Here is a 24,343-nt window from a genome sequence, read left to right as displayed (position 1 = left end):
TATTTATTCCATCGAATCATTTATCTCTAAAGCCTTTCCATCTTCTAATATTACCTTATAAATAAGGTAAGCTTCTTGATATTGATTACGACGAGTCAAGAACTTAGCTTCCTCTAATAGTTTCTCTCTTTCAGTATTTACTCTAGCCCTATAACCAACAGCTTTTTGACCTATAGAATTATCTTGAACATAAAACCCTGCAACGTCTACAGTTAATTCTCCAACTAAATAAACATACTCAAACTCAGTTAAATAAGTCCTTGCTAATGAATACTTATCCTCCTCTAAATAGCGATTTACTTTATCTAGTAAAACATATGGATAAGAAGCATTATATGCTGTCGCTAATTCATAAGGCAAGCGTGTTTTAGTGTATTTTTCTGTTCTAAAAATCAAGTGATTAGGAAACAAATCCTCTCTTGTAGTATAAATACTCCACAGATAATCCGCAAATTGCTTTGCCAATTCTTTAGGGAGGTTAGACACGCGTTTATTAAGTTCTCTTTTACTAAATGGTAAAGAACATTTACCTAAAATATCAGATTTACACATATAATCAAAATGATACATATACCTTTTTCCGTTATAAAGTACGATATAGGATAAAGGCATCTTATTACCAAAATAAGGTCTACAATAGAACACAGGAATAAAAACAGCCTGCACATCATTATGTTCCGCAAACCAAATTCCTTCATCATAAAACATTAACATATAGTCCATAGGAAGCCTATCTCCCCCATAGATGGTATTTACTTTATTTTCCTCATTAATCAATTCTACCTCTATTGATGATAAATAACCTGTTTTAGCAAACAGTCTTTTACTATCATAATTATTACATGTAGCTCCTACATGAATAGATAATTGATTACTTCCATTTAAATCCCTCCACAACTTAACAACACTTACCTGATCCTCATCAATATTCTGAGCTACACTAGGTACACTAAAAGCAAGTATAAATACATAGACTAACTTTCTTGTCAGTCTATCACCTCGATATACTCCTTTAAACCATTTATTTATATTCATCAATTATAATATTCTATCTTATTAAATTCTTTCAAATTTAATATTTCTTCTATGATATCACAATGCATTTAGCTTGTTTGAAATTATCTTATTTTTAGAATTTATACTAACTGCATAAAATTATATGTATAAAAGTCAAAAAAAACAAAGACCTTGTCGTGTTTCTAATTGATTATTCAATTATTAGTTATACCTTTGTCGCAGTATTATTAGTTAATAGATTTTTTACCTTAGTAATTCATCAATAGATATTTTGTATTTATCCATTTTTGCTTCTTGGTCGTCACTTTATTTAACTCTTGATTTCTAGTGCATCAATAAAGAAAAGCACTTCTTACAAATAATTTTTACAATTATTTGTTTGTGAATAAAGACCCTTACTTATAAAAGGATTTAAAGACAAACTGTTTTTAGCTATACTTTATAAGGATAATACAAAATATTAATACTCTACGGAGTCTAAAAAACTGAATTAGAAAAGGTAATAAATGAATTTTAAAGACTTAGCTCTATCTACTGAAATACAACAAGCACTAATAAAAATAGGATATTCTCAAGCTACTGAAATACAGCAAAAAGCTATTCCAGTTATCTTAAAAGGGCAAGATGTTATCGGTACTGCTCAAACAGGTACTGGTAAAACAGCTGCTTTTGCTATACCAATTTTAGAAAGATTAAGTACTACTAAATCTTCTAATAAAGGTATTAGAGCATTAGTCCTTACTCCTACTCGTGAGCTTGCAATTCAAGTAAAAGATAGCTTCTTAGACTATAGTACAGAATTACCTCTTAAAACGCTTACCCTATTTGGTGGTGTTCCTCTTCCTCCTCAAATCAGAGCATTAAAACAACGTCCTGAGATTATTGTAGCTACCCCAGGTAGATTACTTGATTTAATTAATCAAAAAATCGTAAAACTTAGTAACTTAGAGATTTTAGTTCTAGACGAGGCAGACCAGATGCTAGATATGGGTTTTATACATGATCTTAAAAAGATACTAACGCATATACCTGAAAAAAGACAATCATTATTCTTTTCTGCTACTATGCCAAAAGAAATAGAAAAGTTTGCTAAAACAATAGTAAACAATCCTGCTAAAGTAGAAGTAGCAGCTGAAATCATTACAGCTGAAACTATACACCAGGAAGTTGTCTTCACTGAAAAAAAGGATAAAAGAGCGCTCCTTCATAATGTGTTAGTAGACAATGCTGAGCCTACTTTAGTATTTACTAGAACAAAGTATGAAGCTAATAACCTAGTCAAGTATTTACAAAAAGTAAATATGGTAGCTATGGCGATACATGGTAATAAATCTCAAAGTGCTCGTGTAAAAGCATTAGATGATTTTAAAAATAAAAAGATTAAAGTTCTTATAGCTACAGATATTGCTGCTAGAGGAATTGATATAAGTAAACTTCCTTATGTCATTAATTATGACATACCAGATAAACCTGAAACTTATGTTCATCGAATAGGAAGAACAGGTCGTGCTGGTGTAAAGGGGGTTGCAATGTGTTTCTGTACTCCAGATCAAAAGAAGGAATTAATGGCGATTCAGAAGTTTACAGGAATACGAATGAAAGAAAACAAAAAATATAATATTAACCTAAAAACATTATAAATATGGCTGATTCTTTTTCAAAAAAAGAAAACAATAAAAAGAAAGCACAGAAAAGACAAGAGAAAGCATTAAAGAAAGAGGAACGCAAGTTAAACAACAATAAAGGTAAAGACCTTGAAGATATGTTAGTTTACGTAGACTACAATGGTAATCTTACAAGTGTTCCACCAGAAGAGCAAGATATCGAAGCAGCTAAAAGAGAATTAGAAGAGCGCCTAGCCGCAGCTTCTGCTCCAGATACAGAATGCACTGGAGTAATTACTTACTTTAGCAGTAAAGGGTTCGGTTTCATAACTGAAGATGATTCAAAAGAAAATATCTTCGTACATAGCAGTCAATCTAATCAGCCATTACAACAAGGTGACAAAGTTACCTTTAAAAAAGAAAGAACTCCAAGAGGCTTAAGCGCCATTGAAGTAAATAAAATTTCAAATACTTAATAATTATGCAAGAAGGAACAATTAAATTCTTCAACGAAACTAAAGGTTTTGGTTTCATCACTCCAAGCAATGGAGGACAAGACATCTTCGTACACGTATCAAACTTAAACGAAAGAGTTCAAGAAAATGATGCAGTAGTTTTCGAAACTGAAGAAGGTAAAAAAGGTATCAACGCAATCAACGTAAGAAGAGCGTAATTTATCCTTTTCTTATAAGTTAGAATATATTCATACTTATAGAAGACTTAAAAAGGCTAAACAATAATTTGTTTAGCCTTTTTTATTTCTTTTATTAGATACTAGTTACAACAAAGAGTTTACTTTTATTAGTTAACTATTATGTGTATTCTAAGCACATAACTGCTTTTTTTAATTCTTTATTATAGAAAAGGTACGCACTATCTGCACCATATTGTTGAAACAAATATCCTGTGAAACGACCTATATAAGTAAATATATTTCCTTCTTTATCATAAGGCAGTTCACATAAATTAGTAGAATCCTCAAATCGCATCGCTTCTTCAAAGCTTATTTCACACTCTTCTAAACAATCTCTATCTTCTTTACTCTGAAACTGAATATCATCTAATATTCCTCCAATCTCAGGGTACTCAATATATTGTTTATTCTCCTCTACTCCCTCTTCTAAAGACGCCATTGTCTCTATTGTTGTCGAATAGTTACCTATAGTCATCGGATATATACTACCATGCTTATGATAATATGCCTTAGCAAGCTCATACGTCTTCGTATTTAACTCATAAGCACCAATTACAGTACCATAATCACTTTCACTAGCCTCTTGTTCAAAACGATCTAAAAGACTCTCTACAAGTCCTTGATCTGAATCTGGTTTTATAAAATAAGCATGCTTACTCTTTAACTTATTTCTATATTCTGGATAAGTAGTTGATTCGAACTGTACTAACCACGCTTCTAAATCAACTTCTGAAGGAATAGTTTCCCTATCTGTTCTATACTGTTGGATCATATTCTGGTTATTGATACTAATTCCATCTTTAATCTCCTTCTCATAGATAAAATAATTCCAATCCCCTTCAAAATTGTATTTATCTCCTACCACATCAAAACCAATTAAATCTTCTCTACAATAATCAGAATGATACTTTGCTGTCTCCTGCCCTACACATCCTTCATAAATCTCCTTTACAGACACAAAATGAAGCCACTGATCTTCTCCAGGATAGATACATTGTAAATTGATAGAACATATAGGTAAGAAGTGCTTCTTATGTTGCTCAATATCTCCTGTAAAAACCTGTTCATATTCAGGAAAACACTTAATATGTTGTTGTTCTATTATCATATTTTTTTTAGAATATTACTTTATTTTAATCTTAAACATCAGTTCTGTTCCCATTCCTTTTTTAGAATGAATTATTAATTCTGAATGCAAAGCAATCGCACGCTCATTCATATTCTGAAGTCCCATACCATCTCTGCTAGATCCCTCATCAAAACCAACACCATTATCTTTTATCTTAATAACTACATTTTTCTTTTCTTTAGTGAAACTCACTTTACAAATAGATGCTTGAGAATACTTATTTACATTCTGAATAGCTTCTCTAATAATAAAATAGGTATTTACTTTATCCAATGCAGGCAAATCTTCTAAGTCAACAGCATTTTCATAGTCTAATAAAAACTCAGTATTCCATTGATTTTTTTGAAGAGCTAATAAATCTTCTATCAAACTAACAAATTTGTTATGTTCGAACAACTCATTATCAATTAAAGAGTGTGATATATCCCTGGTTCGTTTCTCTAATGATTGCAACTCATTAACTAAAATCCCTTTCATCTCTTCATTTTCACTCTTGAGCTGTTGAAGATTAAATCTAATGGTAAAGATTCCATTAACTACTCCATCATGTATATCCTTTGCTATCTTATTACGCACGTTATTCTTTACTTCTGTAGCGATCACACTTCTTTCTAAGATTAACTGATATATACTCTCATTTGCCTCCTGTTGATCTTTTATAAATCGGATTTCTTTATTTTTATTTTTTAATCTATATACATAAACTCCGATAACTAATGTCAGCACTATAGCTAAACTAATACTAACAATAGTTGAAATCATATTTCTCAACTGGCTATTCTCTGTTTCAATTCTTTCTGTTTCGTAAGCTATACGTGCAAAACGATTACGAGTTGCATAATCCTGCTCTTCCAGGTCTCTACCTAACTCAATAATTTGTCTTACTTGTTCTTTATTATCATACTCTTTATTAAGTACTAGAAACTCTAAAGCTCTGCGTTGTGCTACTTTTATATCTCTCTCTTTAGATAATTCAAATGATCTTTCTGCCCACTCAAACGCTTTTACACTGTCATTAATTTTTAAATACAACTCAGCTGCTGTCATAGCCATTGCATTTGTAAAATAAAGATTATTAACTCTTTTGGCCTCTTCATATGTTTTGCGAATCTCTTTAATATACTCTTCTCCATCGATATTATCATGAGTTTCTAGTGCTAAACACATATTTGACATTACTATATAAGATTTTATTACACCTATCATTACATCTGGTGTGTCTGAATTAGTATAAGTCAACCCCACATTAGCATAATTAATTGCCTCACTGTAATTCTTTAACAAATAAGAAACTTCAGATAAATTAAGATACAACATACTAAGTGCAAGTACTAAGTGCAAGTACTAATCTTGGTTTATCTAGAACTTTATTCTGTTTAAAATCTTTTTGCATTAAGGTAAGAGCCTCTAACATATATTTCTTAGCCTCTTTATAATCATTTCTCTCTAATAGACAAAGTGCCATTAACTGATTAGCCTCAAAAGGGATTGGATTCAAAGGATAGTCTTTAAGTATATGCAGAGCATTAGAGACTTTGACCTCGCTCTCCATATGTAAACCTTTTTCAAAAAGTAAACGTGCTTGATAGAACTCCATTTCTCCTATTTTCATAGAATCACCTACCTGTTTATATACATTTTCGGCTTTTATATAATAATAGAACGTACTATCCATCACATTTAAATCATGATAATACATACCGATATCATTATATGCATTAGCTAACATATATTCATCAGATTTGCTCTTAGCATATTTAATTGCTTTTCGACTAAGTTTATGAAATGATACAGAATCTCTTGTCCATCTAAGTTCGTTTAGGACACTATCAATAGAAGCACGATTATCTACAGTATTACTTAAAGTTAAAGCTCTCTGTACTGCTGGCTGTAAGGTCTGAGCTAAACTATCCTTGTAAGCATTGTCATACCATACTGCATAAAGCTGGTCATAATCTGTCTCGTTCACAATTTTAGAGCGAGTACAATTAACCAATAACAATGTAATTACAACTAATAGAAAATTAATTTGGCGAAGTTTTTTCATAAAAGTTTGTATAAATACATCACAAATGTAAACAATGATATTTGATTTTATACAATAGTTTACAATTAGTATAAAGCTTCTTCGATATATCAATCAAAATATTCGCAAAAAATCACAATATCTTCACTTATAAATATTTCTAACTTAAAGTTTCAATTCTAATGACACCTTAGTTCCTTTATCTTTTACTGTATCTATATGTAGTTTACTCTTTAAAACAGTCGCCCTTTCTTTCATATTCTTTAGACCTAACCCATTATTTACAGCCAATGGGTCAAATCCAATACCATTGTCTTGGATTTGAATAAAAACACCATCAGAATTATGGGTTATACTTATAGAACATTCACTAGCATGAGCGTATTTATTTACATTTTGAATAGCTTCACGGATTATATAATAGATATTAATTTTTTTATTGCTGATAGTTTCTCCAAATTAACCTTTTTATCTTGATGAAATACAAATTTTGTTTGCCATTTGTTTTTTTGCATTCCCACTAACTCCTCTACCAATCCTGAAAAGTTAACCTCCTTAAAAATCTCATTATCTGCTAAAGCATGAGAGATATCTCTAGTTGTTTTCTCTAAATTCTCTAGTTCCTTGATTAATCTACTCTTTAAGTTCTCATTATCTGTCCCTAATTGTTGTAAATTAAATCGAATAGTAAAAATCCCATTAACTATCCCATCATGTATATCTTTTGCAATTTTACTGTAAACAGCTTTCTTGGTTTTTAACTTAATACTATTCTTTTCTAAAATCAATTGATATATGCTCTCATCTGCTTTTTGTTGCTGTCTAACAAACTGCAACTTCTTATCCTTATTATTCAAACGATAGAAAAACACTCCTATAGAAAGCCCTAGAATAATAGCTAAACTTACAATGATAATAATAAGAATAAGATTTTTAAGAGCGTTATTCTCTGTTTCTATTTCCTCTGTTTCAAATGCAATACGCGCAAATTGATTACGCGTAAGATAATCTTGTTCCTCTATAGTATGACTTAAAGTTATTATTTCATCTATCTTCTTACTATCTTTTATTGCACTATGCTTAAGAATAAATTCTAAAGCTGTACGTTGATCTATTATTATTTCTCTTTCTTTTGATAAATTATATGATTTCTCAGCCCACATAAGAGCTTCTGTCGAATTATTAATAGTCAAATAGAGTTCAGCAATCATCATCGCTTGATGATTAGCAAACATTGAACTATTAACATTTAACGCTTCATAATATACATCGATAACTTCTCTCAAATAAAAATCAGCATTAGTAAAGTTCCCTTTACTAGCATCTAACAATAGCTTACTAGCATTAATATTAGCTTTTAGAACAGCTGTTAAAAGAAGAGGAGTATTAGCAGTTGTATAAGTTAGTCCTGTAGTAGCATACTCTATAGCTAAGTCATAGTCTTTAAGTAAATATGCTACATCAGATAAATTTAGATATAACATAGTCATGGCTAATAATAATCTATCCTGTTCTAATATGAGATTTTTATTATAATCTTTTTGCATCAAGCTTAATCCTTTTAAAAAGTAATCTTGTGCAGATTTATAATCTTTACGCTCTATTAGACATAGTGCCATCAATGAATTTGCTTCAAAAGGGATAGGACTTAAAGGGTTATTACCTAACACACTTAGAGATTTAGATACTTTAACCTCACTTTCCATATGTAATCCTTGCTCAAACAAAACACGTGCTTGATAGAATTCCATTTCTCCCATCTTAACAGAGTCTCCAGATTCTCTGTAAGAGTTCTCTGCTTTTATATAATAGTAAAATGTACTATCTAACACTCCAAGGTCATGATAATACATTCCTATATCATTATAGGCATTGGCTAACATCTGATGATCAGATTTAGCTTTAGCATATTTGATAGCTTTATTACTCAGTTTAAAAAAAGACACTGAATCACGTGTCCACCTCAGTTGATCTAAAACACTGTCTATAACTACACGGTTAGGTGCACTGTTTTCTAGTTTTAATGCAACATCTACTGCTGGCTTTAGTAGCTGGGCTAAACTATCCTTATGGTCATTGTCATACCAAACCGCAAAAAGTTGATCATAGTCAGTTTTACTTACTTGTTTTGGCTTACTACAATTAACTAATAACAATGTACTTACAACTAATAGAAAATTAATTAGGCGAAATCTTTCCATATAAGTTTGTATCAATACAATCGCAAATGTAGACAATGATAATTAAATCAACACTATAGTTCATCTATAGTAGCTGAAGTTTTAACTAAAAATCGCAAAACAACACAAATAACTTGACAATCTAGACTTTACTTACGAAAATAGTAAGTCTAAGAAAACTTATTATAGAATAAAATTTAGGGCAAATACACATGCCTTTTGAGATAAGTGCAAAAAAATACTCCCTAATCAGAATTGGAAGCCTGACTAGGGAGCGCATTATCAAATAACAGATTTTGATAACAGTGCAATATTAGTACTTTTCTAGTAAATATGCACTATGTAGACAATATTTTTTTTTAAAAAAATATGCAATTTTCAATTATCTAATTTTTAATTATTTACAACAAAAAAAGAGCTTTAATCTCTATATTAAAGCTCTTTTATATCTTACATTGCTTGCTACAGCAATCAATTTATATTTAAAAAACGTCGAGTTAAACTTAAAATCACTATTTATGATGTAATTCCTAACTGATAAATACTATCTTGTTGTACCAATTCTCCATTACTTTTATACACACTGGTTATATCCGTAGCTTTATCTAATACTTCATAGAAATCTAACTTCCCATCTTTATAAAAGTAAAAATACTCATCTTCTTCTCCTATACACGTTTTATCTGTAAGTATCCCCTCTTGATAAGTTAATGAACATCTATAACCATTCTCACTATAAAATTCTTCTCTTAAAATCCCATTATTATCAAAGAACTGAGTACGTTCATTAGCTAGATCCTTTATTTTTTGGATTTTGCCATTTCGATAATATACCTTGTGCACCTGACTAATATTGTCTTCTATACTTTCTACTTCTTGATTATCGTAATAAGTGTAAAAGATAGAATTTTCATCGTGATCTAAAGTAAAATCAATAACTTGTTTATGATTCAATAAACCATCTTCATAAACATCTACAGTAAGTATAGTCCCATTTAAAGTAAACTTAGAATTTATGACCCCCTGCTCAGTAATACTTCCTTCAACAGCTATCCCTTTAACAAAACTTAAATCAAATAAACTATCATTCGATTTACTTTTTAACTGACAAGGACCATCTAAAAGACCTGTATCACCAATCAAAAACTCTCCGTGAAAAAAGCTATTATCTATAATATATCCGCCTTTTTCTAAAACGACATGTTCTGTCTCTATAGCTTTATCATAGCTATCACATAATTCCTTTTGACTTAACTTCTTACACTCTTCTGAGTGTAATTGTTGATATAGATCATAATTAATTAGACGCTGAACAATAACCTCCGCGCCTCTATAAACTTCATCAATATCGAAGAAGTATGATTGATCTAAATGAATATATTGTGGTAAATTCTTGTTCATATTGATGATAAAACAATAAAATTAACAAATTGTTTTATGTTGGTTTTTAATTCTTTTTTGTTCTCTATCACCCTATTTATAAGGTCTCAAATACAAAATACTCATAGCTGAACCAACTGACTTATTAACAAAACTAAAACATTTTATTCAATAAATCACATTTAAAGCTAATAAATATTAAAAAATATCATTATATTTTTTTTATCTAAAACAAATCGACTATATCCGTCCATTTCTTTCTCTTTTGTTTGCTTTCTAAAACTATAGGAGTATAATCAGAATATCTAATTGATGCTTCGTAGACATCTATTGCACATCTTTATAAGCACACAAAATATTAAACAAAAAAAGTATACAACTTAGTCATATACTTCAATTATATCGTTATTCTATAAAACTAACTATTATTAACTATTTGGAAAAGATGTTCTTCTATCTTACTCACTTTATAAACGATAAAAGCTAACAATAGAGTAATGAGTATCATAACTATATTTAGCACTCCTCCTAACTGCATAATTAGAATCCCTGCTTCAAAAGTATTTTTATTCATTCCCCATATAAATATTCCTATGCTCAAAATAAAATGGCTTACAACCATTATCCAACAAGTATTAATACTTTTATTTAGATTTTGTGGTAAATACCCTTCATCTAAATCCATAATTCTATTCTGACTCTTATCTACAACTTCCTTAGTCAATTGAAATGATTTAAACAAATTCAGAATAGGTATAATCCAGGCCCACACTGCATAACTATTAGAATGACTAACATAATTAATTCCTGCTTTTTTTAGATTAGCATAAGCATTATAAAACCAACATAAAAAGGTCACATAAGCCGTAAGTTCAATCATATTACTTAGAAAAGCATAAACCTCAATACCTCTCATTCTATTCTGATACTCATATATACTACTATAAGCTCCTTCTATATTATGGTTACTTAACTCCTGTATTTCTCTAAAACTAAAGAAAAGTGTTCCCACTTGCATCAATCCTACAATTACAAACAATATAACTACAGTACTCGCTAATGATTTATTATTTTTCATTTTTTACTTTTATCTAATATACTCCATGTCAAAAATAGTACTAATAATACCATCACATATCCCAATAAACCGTGAATTACTTTCGAATCCAAGAATCTATAACATAGAACCGCAATTAAAAACACCACTGGGTACAACATTACTAATCCAAAGAATATCTTTGATACCTTGTCTATCCAATAGTACCTTCTACCTTCCACTTTTGAACGAGGAGAAGCAATAGACATAACCGAAGGGATAAACATAAAAATACTCCCTACAAAGACGAAACTAACTATAGCCCATAATAGAATTTGCATATACTTATCTTTAAATTTCTACAAACATACTAGAACAGTAGCATAACCATACTACTTAACCTTTATTTTAACACTTAGCACTAAACTACTTTATAAAGTAATTTAGTATTGAACAAACAATAATTCCATTCTCTTCAGTTCGATGATTAGCCTTAATTTCACACTATAATCCCACCTTTTTAACCTTAAAATCGATATCTTTACAAGACAAATATAAAATAACCGTTAAAAAGAATCTACATGAGTCAAAAAGCACAAAACGTTACAGATTATCCGAATAACAATACTATTTTTTCTGTTTGGAAATTTAAAGAAGGAGCTGAAATAAAAGAAGCATTTGAAGCTTTATGTGGATTGGTCAACAATCTAAATAACTCTTTTAAAGTTAGAGTAAACGCAGGCCCTACTAGTTGCATTCTAGGAGTAAGCCACGATGCTTGGTTAAAACTAGATTTACCTACTCCCTTACCTAAAGAACTTAAAAACTTCCAAGAAATCAAAGGAGACAAACATACCGCAGTCTCTACAGATGCTGACTTACATCTACATTTAAGTGCTATTAATTCAGCTATTTGTTATGATATGGCTATGGCTATCTCTAAAGTACTACTTCCTGTAGCAGATTGTATAGATGAAGTACAAGGTTTTAAATATTGGGATGGACGTGCTATAATTGGCTTTGTAGATGGTACAGAGAATCCTATTGGAGAGGATCGTGACTACTTTGGTATCATAGGAGATGAAGATCCAGACTATAAAGGGGGTAGCTACTTATTTGTACAGAAATATATCCACTTTATGAAAGATTGGGATACTTTATCTACAGAAGAACAAGAAAAAGTAATTGGTAGATATAAAGCTACTGATATTGAAATGGAAGAAGGTAAAAAACCAGCTAACTCCCATACTGCTTTAACTGCAATAGAAGATGAAAATGGTAATGAACTTAAAATAATTAGAGCAAATATGCCGTATGCTAATCCTTCTAAAGGACAAGCGGGTACTTACTTTATCTCTTATGCCTCTACTTTTAGCACAACTGAAAAGATGCTAAAAAATATGTTCATAGGAGATCCTATAGGTAATTATGATAAACTTCTAGACTTTAGTAAAGCTATCTCTGGGACATTATTCTTTGTTCCTTCACTGGATATCTTAGATAACTATTCTGCTGAATAACAAAATATAAAACACCTCTTAAAAAATATTCTAAGAGGTGTTTTCTTTATGCTATAAATATATTAATACCATTGGATACGTTAAGTTATTTATATCCCAATATCATTCTATAATCTCCAAATATTTGGGCTTTTAATTCTTCCCTACGTATAACTTTTTCACCTTTAAATGTTAGTGTAAATTCCATATAAGGCTTATAAACCTTATCAAAACTAACTGTGTAATAGTGATCTAATCTATAAGTTCCTGAATCATTATAAATGACTTTTTTATTACCATCCAATATTTTAAAATTACTAATTGTAAAATCATCAATAGCCATCTTATATATACTGATTTCTCCTTGTCCTGAATAAAGATCACCTGTGTACTTATCAATATCGAAATTAATATCTACATAAACATATTCAGCAAAACTTCTCACTTCAATCTTCATATCTAAACTTACACTTGGATTCTTTTTACTTCTAACATTTAAATTTACGATACCTCTTTTTCCAACAGTTGATTCTATCATACCATCTTTATTTACACTAACAATAGAGTTATCTACCTTAAATTCTAAACCCTCATAATCTTCACCAATCGGAAATAACACAAACTCTAGACGTTCTTTACTTCCTTCATACATATCAACATTAAGGCCATAAGGAGCTCTTATTTCAGATATTCCTTTAGACACAACTTCAATCGTTACAGATTTTTTACGTCCATTTGGTAATGTAACTACTAAAGTTCCCGTTTCTAACATATCTCCATATAATACTCCTGGCTTAACTACTCTAACACGTTTTAACGCATCAACGTTCCAAACTGTTCCTTCTAGACTAGCTCCCTCCGGAATCGTTTTAAAAGGAATAGAAGCACTTTCCATCGCATATATTTCTATAGTTTCACTCTCAAATACTATATCAATTAACTGATCTTTAAAAACAATCAATCGTATCTCTGCTTTTACAGAAGTACCTTTAACATATACAACGACTTTTACTTCCCCTTCACGTCTACTATATATTACTCCACTATTATCAACAGTAGCAATACTATTATCTGATGTAACCCAATTTAATTGATTAATTTCAACCCCACTAAAATCAAGTAACTTACTAAGATCATAATTCTTATTGACTATCAACTCAAGCTTATCTTGTCTAAATTTTAACTTTGCTTGTCGGACAATAAGTTTCATTCTAGTTAGATAATTTGTATTCTTAATTTTAGCAGTAATAATAGTTTCCCCTCCTGACACACCTTTTACAACACTACCCGATAAACTAGCTATATTGTTATTATCAACTCCCCATTGTATATCTTCTCGTTTTACATTTACCTGTTTTAAAACAGTAAAAAGATCAAAACTATCACCAACTGTAATTGTTCTTTCTTTTTGTTCGAATTCAAAAGTCACCTCTTCTTTTATGCCTTCTCCTGCTCCAGAATTTGGGGAGCAACTAAATACTAATGCTGAGAAAATTATCATTAGTAAAGCCTTTGTGTTCATGACATTATGTTATTATTTCGTTACATTAATTTACGAAATATTCATACCATATTCTTACAAAAATTAACTTAAATATAAAAATTACACAAAACTCACAGACAATACTTTAATAATATATTACAAAAACTTATTAAATATCACTAAATTTTATACAATTAAAAAATTAATACCTTTTATTATTTATCATATATTATCATTATCACTTTTCAATCATTTATTGTTAAAAATACCATTCTAATAATAAGTATAATAAAATACTATATCAGTATAAAAAACTCATTATATAAATAACAATATTTAACAATAACACATTGCTAATTTCTTTGAATATTCAAAAATTGTTAATCACAATTAACATTTATCACTCAACTACCATTACTACGTTAATAAAAACAACAATATTAAACCTTTTAACATCTGCTATTTTATAAAAGATATCTTGCTCTTGATTACTTAAGCAAATAAAAAACCAAATATATATCCCAAAACATTACAATCAATTATCTTAATTGCATTATAAATCATCAAAAAAAATTACATTAAACACCATATTAATGTTTTAAAAATAAATTAAAACATTCAATTATAGTTAAATTAAAACACTTTTACGGAAAACCGTAAAGATACAAATAGAACACTTTATACTTTTGCATTAGAAAAATACAATCGGTGTATCCCCCATTATACGTAACTATAAGTTTAAAAGATATTGACAGAAGTCCATTGTACAAAAAAGCCCTTAAGATAGCTAATTACTAAAAAGAGCTTTAAAGTAGAATCCACTTGTTGAATTTACTAAACACAATTTATAGAGAATTATTTATACAACATACTTCCCACTATGACATGTATAAATAACCAATTGTATGATAAAAAAAGAAGGCTTTCTATTATAGAAAGCCTTCTTTTTTATGTAAAGCGTATACTAATCATTTATCAGATAAACATCTAATTATTTACCTTTACCTATGGTATATATCTCAAACCCTACCTCTTCTAACATCTGATGTTCTAATATATTACGCCCATCAAATATGAAAGCTGGTTTCTGCATATTGTCGTAGATTCGTTGCCAATCATACGTTTTGAATTCATCCCATTCTGTCAAGACTGCTATACCATGTGCTTCTTCTAACGCTTTATAAGCATCAGCATGAACAGTTAAATGCTTTGCATTACATTCTGCATCACGAGTAGCTAGATAATCCAAATCTGATAACATTTGTATTTCTGTCACCTTAGGATCATACACATGAATCTGTGCTTCTTCTTCTATTAAATCATTTGCTACATATATAGCTGCAGATTCACGAGTGTCATTCGTATCTTTCTTAAAAGCCCATCCTAAAAATGCAATCTTCTTACCATTTACAGTATTAAACAGAGTAGTTACAATATTATCTGCAAAACGACGTTTTTGGTGGTCATTCATAATAATCACCTGCTCCCAATAATCTGCCACTTCATCTAATCCGTAAGACTTCGCTATATAAACTAAATTCAAGATATCTTTTTGGAAACAAGAACCTCCAAACCCCACTGAAGCTTTTAAGAATTTATTGCCAATACGACTATCTGTTCCTATCGCTCTTGCTACTTCATTAACATCTGCTCCTGATACTTCACATAGCTCAGAAATAGCATTAATAGAAGAAACACGTTGTGCTAAGAAAGCATTTGCTGTTAATTTAGACAACTCTGATGACCAAACATTAGTACGCAAAATGCGCTCTTGTGGTACCCAAGCTCCATATATAGCTGCTAAAGCTTCTATAGCCTCTTTTCCTTTAGATGTTTCTGATCCTCCTATTAGTACTCGGTCTGGGTTCATTAAATCCTGAACTGCTGTCCCCTCTGCTAAAAACTCTGGGTTAGATAAGATTTGAAACTCTACTCCATTACCTGTCTGATCTAAAATACGCTTGATTGCTTGTGCTGTACGTACAGGTAGTGTTGATTTCTCTACTACTATTTTATCTGTTTTAGCAACTCTTGCTATTTGACGAGCACATAATTCAATATACTTTAAATCAGCGGCCATACCCTTCCCTTTTCCATAAGTCTTAGTTGGAGTATTTACTGAGATAAATATCATATCTGCTTCATCAATAGCCTTATCTACATTGGTATCAAAAAATAAGTTACGCCCTCTTGCCTCACCTACTATTACATCAAGTCCTGGTTCATAGATAGGTAATTTACTCAAATCCTCATCCTTCCAAGCTTGAATACGAGCTTCGTTTAAATCGACTACTGTGATCTGAATATGTGGATTCTTTTGTGCTATAACTGCCATAGTAGGACCTCCTACATAGCCAGCCCCTACACAACAAATTTTTTGAATTTCTTTCATGTCTTTATTAAAAGTAAATTGATACTTTGATCTTATTAGCATCAATAGAATTTTGCTAATAAGCAAAGTTACTCAATTCTATATTATACCCAATATAATTATTTGTGAATTCCTATATACCACTAGCCTTAGGTATTAAAGTACTCTAACTGAATAAAGAGATAGTTAATCACTTTTTATTATATAAAAAAAGCTACTTAATTGAATAAGTAGCTTTTAGATTAATTTATTGTTTAAGGTAATCTCTTAATACATACTGAAGGATACCTTCATTTTTATAATATTCTATTTCGATTAAAGAATCAAATCTAGCTTTCACTTGGAATAGCTTTTCTCTACCATCCTCACTTACAGCTTTTACCTCTATTAGTTTATGAGGTGTAAGATTATCTTCAATACCGACGATCGTAAACACTTCTTTACCTGTTAATCCAAGAGATTCTGCATTTTGATTCTCTATAAATTGTAGTGGAGCTATTCCCATACCGATAAGATTACTTCTATGAATACGCTCAAAGCTCTCTGCAATAACTGCCTTAACCCCTAAAAGGTATGTTCCTTTAGCCGCCCAGTCTCTAGAAGAACCACTTCCATATTCTTTTCCAGCTAAAACAATTAATGGAGTTTGATCAGCCTGATACTTCATCGCTGTATCAAACACAGATAAAGATTCATTAGTAGGTAAGTAAGTACTATAACCTCCTTCGCGCTGAGCTACTTTATTCTTAATACGTACGTTTGCAAAAGTACCTCGCATCATCACCTCATGATTACCACGTCTAGATCCATAAGAGTTAAAATCTTTTGGTTCTACTCCTTGAGACAACAAGTATTTACCTGCTGCTGAACTTTCATTAAATGCACCAGCTGGAGAAATGTGGTCTGTAGTGACTGAATCACCAAGATATAATAATACTCTCGCATTATGTATATCTGATATTGCCTTAGGCTGTGTTGGTAAGTTTTCAAAGAATGGGGCTTGTCTGATATAAGTAGATTTAGTATCCCATTCAAACTTCTGTCCAGTAGGAGCTTGTAAGTCTTTCCAATCCTGTTCTCCATCAAAGATCACACTATACACTTGTTCAAAATCTTCTTGTCTCAAAGACTCATTCATAACTGCTCTAATCTCTTCATGAGTAGGCCATATATCTTTTAGATACACAGGTTGCCCGTTCGGATCATAATCTAATGGATCATTCATCAAATCAATATCTACTCTACCCACTAATGCGTAAGCTACTACAAGCATAGGAGACATTAAGAAGTTCATTTTTACCTGTGGATGTACTCTGGCTTCGAAGTTTCTATTTCCAGATAAAACAGAGGCTACTACTAAATCTCCTTTAGTAACTGCTTCTGCCACTGCTGCTGGCAATGGACCACTGTTCCCAATACATGAAGTACATCCATATCCTACGGTATGAAATCTCAATGCTTCTAAATCTTCTGATAGTCCTGAACGCTCTAAATATTGTGTCACCACTTTAGATCCTGGTGCTAAACTAGTTTTAACCCATGATTTAGTTCTCAGTCCTTTTTCAATAGCTTTTCTAGCTACTAAACCTGCCCCTATCATTACCTCTGGGTTAGAAGTATTAGTACAACTCGTAATAGCAGCTATAACAATACTACCATCACTTAATACATACTCTTTATTTTTCTGCTTAATACGCACAGAGCGAAGACTGTCATTAACAACCTCTGTGGCTTGTCCTGTTAGTTGTTTTTCTTCATAAGAAAACTCAGTACCAGAGCCTCCTTCTGAAAGCCAAGCGTGCTCTCTACGCTCTTTTGTATCTGTATATGTACGATTATACTCCTGCTCTAATAATACAGAGAAAGACTTGTTCAAATCCTTTACTAAGATTTTATCTTGAGGACGTTTAGGTCCAGAAACAGTAGGTTCTAATGTATTTAAATCCAGTTCTAATACAGCTGTATAATCTATCGTCTCCTTACCAGTTCTCCAAAGCATATTCTCCTTACAGTATTCCTCTACTAATTGAACCTGTTTTTCACTTCTATTTGTTGCACGCATATAGTCAAGTGTACGCCCATCAATAGGGAAATACGTAACTGTACATCCAAACTCTGGTGACATATTAGAAATAGTAGCTCTATCTGTTACTGATAAATTATCTAACCCATCACCGAATACTTCAACAAACTTACCTACAACACCATGTTGGCGCAATATCTTAGTAATAGAAAGTACCATATCTGTCGCTGTGGCACCTTGCGGTATCTTACCTGTAAGTTTTAATCCTATTACCTCAGGACACGTAAAATAGATAGGTTGCCCTAACATCGCTGCTTCAGCTTCTATCCCTCCTACACCCCATGCGATAACTCCGATACCATTAACCATAGGAGTATGTGAATCTGTACCTACTAATGTATCAGGGAATACCCATCCATCACGTTCAATAACTCCTTTAGCTAAATACTCTAAATTCACTTGGTGACAAATTCCCATTCCTGGAGGAACTACTGTAAAATTAGTCAACTCTTTTTGTGCCCACTTTAATAGTTCATATCGTTCTGAGTTACGCTCGTATTCTTTCTCAACATTACTTTGAAAAGCGTAATCTGTACCAAAATAATCTACTTGTACAGAGTGGTCAATTACTAAATCTACAGGAATTGCAGGGTTAATCTTATTACCATCTTTACCTTGTCGAATAAATTCGTCTCTTAATGATGCAATATCTACTACCGCAGGTACACCTGTAAAATCTTGCATTAGTACCCTAGCAGGTTTAAAGGGAATGTCCTTATCCGTTCCTTTTGGATCCCAGTGAATAAGTGTATCTAAATGTTCATCTGTTACTACATAACCATCATGGTTACGCAATACATTCTCTAGAAGAATACGAATAGAAAAGGGCAATCTGTCGATATTGCTACCTTTCTTTTGTAATTCAGTTAGAGATGCTATTCTATTTTTTGTCATTATTACTGAATTAAGTTGTTAGTTAATCAGCATTAAGGTAGCAAAAAACTAGCCAATATTCTCATTTTTAACTTTAAATAACATTTTTAGCAAAGTTGGTGAGCATAAAACGCTTCTCTCTTATTAATTCCTTCTATCAATAGATACTTGCTATCCATTGCATTATTATACCTTATTACATATCTATTTATTCCTATCTAATGATACACCTTAATAAAATCAATACTTCATTCTTATTTATCACACATACAAACACTTGTCATTCATCATTGTAAAATTTATCTATAATACTTTAAATTTCTACGATTATAAGATATTAACAATAAAAAAATCGTACATTTAATACTATAAACATTCAGTATATTATGAAGACAATTGACAATAACTTTGTAAACTTTGATATAATAGGTGATATTCATGGACATAGTAATGATTTAAAGAAATTATTGAATGCTTTAGGTTATTCTAACAAGAAAGGATACTATCAACATCCAGAACGCAAAGTATTATTTATAGGTGATTATATCGATAGAGGAATTAATATTATAGAAGTACTAGATATTGTCAAAAAAATGGTTGATAATGGAGAAGCTATAGCTCTTATGGGAAACCATGAATATAATGCTATATGTTATAATACACTTAACGCTAATGGTGATTATCTAAGAGAACACAATCCAAAGAACTTTAACCAACACGCAGTAACTATGGCGGCCTTTATGCCTGTACCTAATATGTATAAGATGTATATCGAATGGTTTAAAACACTACCCTTATTTTATGAGAACGACTCTTTTAGAGCAGTACATGCATGTTGGGACAATACCTATATAGACTATCTAAGAACAAGATTAGATGAAAACAATTGTCTAACAAATTCAATAATAGAAGAATCTGCAACAGAAGGTACAGATCTAAATAAAGCTGTAGAAGTTACTTTAAAAGGAAAAGAAGCTAAGATGCCTGAAGGCGTTACTTTCATAGATAAGGATCGTATCTTAAGAACTGAATTTAGAACTAAATGGTGGGAGAACCCCCATAAGATGACATACAGCTCTATAAGTGTACATTCTGTAAAAGGTATGCCTGATACTCCTTTTGTCGTTGAAGATGATAATTACTATCTAGAGACTGAGGTTCCCGTCTTTTTTGGACATTATTGGATGGAACAGAAAGCTGGAACAAGACCACATATTCAACGTGAAAACGTATGTTGTGTTGACTTTAGTGTAGCTAAAGGAGACGGAATACTAGCTTGCTATAGATATAGTGGAGAAAGTAAGCTTAACTCAACACAACTAGTATTTGTAAAATAAAACACAAACTTTTTTCTTATTTGTTTTTATGATTAAGTATTTAAAACTTTTTTTACAAGGAAATACAAAAAGACCTGAAGATACTAAACCGTTAGACATACTAACAATACAAAATACAGAGAATGCCGTTTTTATATTAGACAATCATATAATAAGTAAAAACAAGATATCTTATTACAATTGCAATCAAAATATAGACGATATTCAAGTATTATACTTTACCTGCATTAATAACAAACCATTATTATTTATTGCAGGTAAACACAATAGTCACATCCCTACTTCATCTGCTAATTTCTTACCTACATTCTTATACTTAGCTAATACTCTAAGATTTAATTCTAACCTATTAACTATCTTTGAAGAGACTTTTGGCTGTGAACGCAATATGTTTATTTGGGCAAGAAAAAACCCAAGTAATTTCGTTCTATTAGAGTCTACAGAACTCACAGATGACATTTTATTAGGTTATGAAATTCAAAACGATACAAAAACTTTTATTTCATGGGAAGCTTCTTATGAAGATATTATTTCTCTGAAAGAGGTAGTTAAAGGTATACCGGATAATAATGATGATTTAATCAAATATTCATTTAATGTTCCTGTTAGAGTTGGGAATATAATTTTAGATGATTTTGCTTTTTATGATTGTGACAGAAAGAATATTCCTGTTGCTAATTACTTTTCATATTGTGAATGCGATAAAGTAATAAATAAACCCTACTCTTTTTTAAAAAATGCTCTATTAGGAAATAATAGCTTAAAGAATGCACTAATAGATACAGAAGAAGACAAATCTATTATTTATAGCACAAAAGCTAAAACCAAGGATTTAGAATTCTATTTTTCGAATGCATACCCTACTGATTTAGATGCAGCAAACAATCGTGTGTTTTTTCTAATCACAAACCTAAAAGAATACCTAAGTGCTATAATCTATCCAGAGTATATTATAAAATTATCAATAGCTCACTGTACAACGTTATCTAGCGAAGTTTACTTAGATATGGTCTGTTATAAGGAAACACCACACATATATAGAATTCCTACATTTATACAAGAAATATCTCAGAATAGACCTTTTATATGGATAGATGACAGCAACCAGGAATTAGGTTTTGCTGACCATCAGTACACCCACATACTACTTTTAGAAGATGTAGACTATATGTGTATACTCAACACTACTCTAGACAATGGTGTCGTAGAATCAAAATTATGTGTCAAAACTAGGCTATTTGATTTCTTGATACCTATGTTTACTTCTAATGCAATAGATTTACATATCTTTGAAGAACAGATTAGAAAGGATATACCAATCCCTTTTAAAACGTCTTTTGATGATTATCTATACAAGTAAACAATTATGTGGAAATACTATGCTCTCCTCTCTGCTATCTTCGCTGCTATGACAGCTATTTTATCAAAAATAGGAGTAAAAGGGATTAATGGAAATTTAGCTACAGCGATTAGAACTAGCGTGGTATTAGTTTTAGCTTGGGGAATTGTCTTAGCCAATAATGACTTCAAGTCTGTCAAAGAGTTAAGCAAATACAATCTAATATTCTTAGTCGCTTCTGGTATTGCTACTGGATTATCTTGGATCTTTTATTTTAAAGCTTTAGAATCTGGCCCTGTATCTAAGGTAGCACCAATAGATAAGCTTAGCATCGTATTTGTACTAATTATCTCTTTTTTATTTTTAAAAGAACCTTTAGATCTAAAAACCATAATAGGTGGGTGCCTAATCGTAGGAGGGACACTAGTTCTTATTTTATAATAAGACTAGTATCCCTCCTATTTATTATATCTCAATACTCCATTCCAAAGAACAAAAGGCAATTATTCAACTCTATAAACAAGAATTAATGTATAATAAGGTTAATACCTTATTTGTTGAATATATCTAAGATAGGACTATTCATAATGTATAGTTGGACAATAGGTGGACAAACAACACTTCTAGTCCAGTATACTCAGCTTATTGTCCCAGAACTGTCCAACGATTTAAATATTGAACAGTATTTATACAGGAATAAGAGATAATACAAAAAAAAGCCTTGCTAATAGGTTTATAACTATAAACAGTAATGCAATAAATAGTGAATACTTAACATATTCTTAGTTCTTAATCTACTCTTATAGGAAAAGGAGATTATGCTAGAGCTTCAATTGCCTCTATTCCTGTTCGTTTACATACCACCCTAAAACGTTTATAGTCGACCTTTCCATCATACTTTATTTGAGTTATAAAGTTTAGATAATATATTTTATCTGCTAATACTTGTTCGGGTTCACCTGTCTCATCATCCAGTGTATATACAGCTATATAAGGGTTATTCATACGCTGGCTAAACCTAGTCAGATTAAAATGCATTATATCATTTATTCCATCAAAAGCATAGGTACTTTCCTTAATCACCTTCTTATTATCTAAGTGGACTTTCTTTCTATACAACAATATCTTCTCGTTGTGAATTTTGTTCTCTATCTCAAGTAGGGCTGAGCGATCTCGGATATTAAGTACCTCTTCTGGCACTTTATCCTCTGCAATAAAATCAATAGCTTCTCTAATCCAACCTATTTTTTGCTCCTTTACACTAATATTAGTTTTATTATCATAATACTTACCTCCTATTTTTCCAATAAAATAGTACCTCATTAATTCCTTAATCCTATCTTTTAACATATAACTAATTACTAATGCAACAAAAAGAGGCATTGTGAAATTACCGTACTTCTGTTGGAAAGAAAAGGCGATAACAGTTGCAAATATCATAGATAACCCAGCTGCTAAACTATAATAAATCTGCTGTGCTATAACGCCATCCTCATCTCTTCGTTTATTAGAGGTTAATACTAAATCTGATTCTATGTATTTATCTAGCATCGCATGTCTATAAACAACTTTCTGATTATTCTCTTTATCTCCTTTAATAATATCAAGATAGTTCTGCTTACGCATATATTCTTTTTCTCTTGAAATCAACCCTACAAAATGTTGATAAACAGATTTATATTGTTCGACAGAAAGTCTTTCTAGAAAATTAAAAATCTGATGTATAATTGCATATGATAAATATTCATCAGCAAATTCATAAAAATTTCTAATCTCATTCTCTTCTTCAATATTATCTATCAACTCTCTAATAGCTCTAAATTGAATAGAAATATTATCTACAATAGCGACAAACTCAATACATTGTTCTTCAAAATCTTCAGTAGTAATACACTTCTTTGTAAATGTAATATGGTCTCTAAGAGCACTCCTAAAAATAGCCATAAACATCTTTAGCTGAAACTCATACTCCATCAATAAGTCCATGTCAGACTTATCATCAGTTAAAACATCATTTAAAGCTGACTTTAAATTATTTAGAGGAACAGCACCATTATCTACAATTTCCTTTAAAAGATATGTAGGAGTAATAAACCTTATTTTAGATTTCACATCTGAATAGAATTGCTCTTTCCTATAAGTAGAAGCGTTAATATCTAAGCTATTAGGAATAAATAGCCACGTATTGCTTTCAAACTCAGCTTGCTGGCCAATCTTATCTGATTTAAACCCAACTTTTACCTCTAAAGAATAGGCATCGTGAATACTTGTTTCTAACTCTATCATTACTAT

At 30.9% G+C, this 24,343-nt stretch carries 20 protein-coding genes; 7 read left to right on the top strand and 13 right to left on the bottom strand.

Annotated elements, in window-relative coordinates; all coding sequences use genetic code 11:
• Positions 1–3: 3 nt before the first annotated feature.
• Positions 4–1,035, bottom strand: a complete 1,032-nt coding sequence (locus tag BMX53_RS05055) for a hypothetical protein (RefSeq protein ID WP_244154470.1) — start codon at positions 1,033–1,035, stop codon at positions 4–6.
• Positions 1,036–1,523: 488 nt separating this feature from the next.
• On the opposite strand from BMX53_RS05055, the gene BMX53_RS05050 reads away from it, so the two are divergent.
• From BMX53_RS05050 to BMX53_RS05040, 3 genes are read left to right on the top strand one after another with little or no spacing between them, the layout of a single operon-like run.
• On the top strand, positions 1,524–2,657 hold the full coding sequence (locus BMX53_RS05050) for a DEAD/DEAH box helicase (RefSeq protein WP_074744932.1): 1,134 nt from the start codon (positions 1,524–1,526) through the stop codon (positions 2,655–2,657).
• Positions 2,658–2,659: 2 nt separating this feature from the next.
• Positions 2,660–3,097 (top strand): cold-shock protein, encoded by a 438-nt coding sequence (locus BMX53_RS05045; RefSeq protein WP_038987287.1) that lies wholly within the window; start codon positions 2,660–2,662, stop codon positions 3,095–3,097.
• A 5-nt stretch (positions 3,098–3,102) separates the two neighbouring features.
• Positions 3,103–3,294, top strand: coding sequence for a cold-shock protein (locus tag BMX53_RS05040; RefSeq protein ID WP_038987286.1), 192 nt, complete (start codon positions 3,103–3,105; stop codon positions 3,292–3,294).
• Between the two features lie 139 nt (positions 3,295–3,433).
• On the opposite strand, the gene BMX53_RS05035 is transcribed toward BMX53_RS05040, so the two are convergent.
• The 8 genes from BMX53_RS05035 to BMX53_RS05010 all read right to left on the bottom strand — a co-directional run bounded on the left by BMX53_RS05035 (position 3,434) and on the right by BMX53_RS05010 (position 11,407).
• The gene (locus BMX53_RS05035) at positions 3,434–4,423 is read right to left on the bottom strand and encodes a hypothetical protein (protein WP_074744930.1); all 990 of its coding nucleotides are present in this window, start codon (positions 4,421–4,423) and stop codon (positions 3,434–3,436) included.
• 15 nt (positions 4,424–4,438) lie between these two features.
• Complete coding sequence (locus BMX53_RS19235) at positions 4,439–5,761, bottom strand: sensor histidine kinase (RefSeq protein WP_244154469.1); 1,323 nt, start codon at positions 5,759–5,761, stop codon at positions 4,439–4,441.
• Position 5,762: 1 nt separating this feature from the next.
• Entirely contained in the window at positions 5,763–6,491 is a 729-nt protein-coding gene (locus BMX53_RS19230; protein WP_244154468.1) for a hypothetical protein, read from the bottom strand.
• Positions 6,492–6,635: 144 nt separating this feature from the next.
• A complete protein-coding gene (locus BMX53_RS19225) occupies positions 6,636–6,872 on the bottom strand; it encodes a sensor histidine kinase (protein ID WP_244154476.1) in 237 nt (78 codons plus the stop codon).
• A gap of 11 nt (positions 6,873–6,883) precedes the next feature.
• The gene (locus tag BMX53_RS05025; protein WP_244154467.1) at positions 6,884–8,671 is read right to left on the bottom strand and encodes a tetratricopeptide repeat-containing sensor histidine kinase; all 1,788 of its coding nucleotides are present in this window, start codon (positions 8,669–8,671) and stop codon (positions 6,884–6,886) included.
• A gap of 495 nt (positions 8,672–9,166) precedes the next feature.
• Complete coding sequence (locus BMX53_RS05020) at positions 9,167–10,051, bottom strand: hypothetical protein (protein WP_074744927.1); 885 nt, start codon at positions 10,049–10,051, stop codon at positions 9,167–9,169.
• A gap of 397 nt (positions 10,052–10,448) precedes the next feature.
• On the bottom strand, positions 10,449–11,108 hold the full coding sequence (locus tag BMX53_RS05015) for a DUF4328 domain-containing protein (protein ID WP_074744925.1): 660 nt from the start codon (positions 11,106–11,108) through the stop codon (positions 10,449–10,451).
• Positions 11,105–11,407, bottom strand: a complete 303-nt coding sequence (locus BMX53_RS05010) for a hypothetical protein (RefSeq protein ID WP_074744923.1) — start codon at positions 11,405–11,407, stop codon at positions 11,105–11,107. Before BMX53_RS05010 ends, BMX53_RS05015 begins: the two co-directional genes overlap by 4 nt.
• A 240-nt stretch (positions 11,408–11,647) precedes the next feature.
• Here BMX53_RS05010 and BMX53_RS05005 point away from each other — a divergent pair, with 240 nt between their 5' ends.
• Positions 11,648–12,586, top strand: a complete 939-nt coding sequence (locus tag BMX53_RS05005) for a Dyp-type peroxidase (protein WP_074744921.1) — start codon at positions 11,648–11,650, stop codon at positions 12,584–12,586.
• Between the two features lie 85 nt (positions 12,587–12,671).
• On the opposite strand, the gene BMX53_RS05000 is transcribed toward BMX53_RS05005, so the two are convergent.
• From BMX53_RS05000 to acnA, 3 genes are all read right to left on the bottom strand, one after another.
• Positions 12,672–14,066, bottom strand: a complete 1,395-nt coding sequence (locus BMX53_RS05000; protein WP_167357239.1) for an Ig-like domain-containing protein — start codon at positions 14,064–14,066, stop codon at positions 12,672–12,674.
• A gap of 973 nt (positions 14,067–15,039) precedes the next feature.
• Positions 15,040–16,440: a UDP-glucose 6-dehydrogenase gene (locus BMX53_RS04995; protein ID WP_074745068.1), complete on the bottom strand. Its 1,401-nt coding sequence runs from the start codon at positions 16,438–16,440 to the stop codon at positions 15,040–15,042.
• Between the two features lie 226 nt (positions 16,441–16,666).
• A complete protein-coding gene (gene acnA, locus BMX53_RS04990) occupies positions 16,667–19,396 on the bottom strand; it encodes an aconitate hydratase AcnA (protein ID WP_074744917.1) in 2,730 nt (909 codons plus the stop codon).
• A 365-nt stretch (positions 19,397–19,761) separates the two neighbouring features.
• Here acnA and BMX53_RS04985 point away from each other — a divergent pair, with 365 nt between their 5' ends.
• From BMX53_RS04985 to BMX53_RS04975, 3 genes are read left to right on the top strand one after another with little or no spacing between them, the layout of a single operon-like run.
• On the top strand, positions 19,762–20,712 hold the full coding sequence (locus BMX53_RS04985) for a metallophosphoesterase (RefSeq protein ID WP_074744915.1): 951 nt from the start codon (positions 19,762–19,764) through the stop codon (positions 20,710–20,712).
• Positions 20,713–20,740: 28 nt separating this feature from the next.
• Positions 20,741–22,072: a hypothetical protein gene (locus BMX53_RS04980; RefSeq protein ID WP_074744913.1), complete on the top strand. Its 1,332-nt coding sequence runs from the start codon at positions 20,741–20,743 to the stop codon at positions 22,070–22,072.
• Between the two features lie 6 nt (positions 22,073–22,078).
• Positions 22,079–22,492 (top strand): EamA family transporter, encoded by a 414-nt coding sequence (locus tag BMX53_RS04975; RefSeq protein WP_074744911.1) that lies wholly within the window; start codon positions 22,079–22,081, stop codon positions 22,490–22,492.
• Positions 22,493–22,867: 375 nt separating this feature from the next.
• Here the strand turns inward: BMX53_RS04975 and BMX53_RS04970 are convergent, their stop codons facing one another.
• Positions 22,868–24,337, bottom strand: a complete 1,470-nt coding sequence (locus BMX53_RS04970; protein ID WP_074744908.1) for a hypothetical protein — start codon at positions 24,335–24,337, stop codon at positions 22,868–22,870.
• Between the last annotated feature and the right edge of the window lie 6 nt (positions 24,338–24,343).

Source organism: Myroides marinus (assembly GCF_900109075.1).
GTDB classification, from domain to species: Bacteria; Bacteroidota; Bacteroidia; order Flavobacteriales; family Flavobacteriaceae; genus Flavobacterium; species Flavobacterium marinum_A.
The sequence above is the reverse complement of the archived record's forward strand: the minus strand, read 5'-3'. Positions and strand labels throughout refer to the sequence as shown.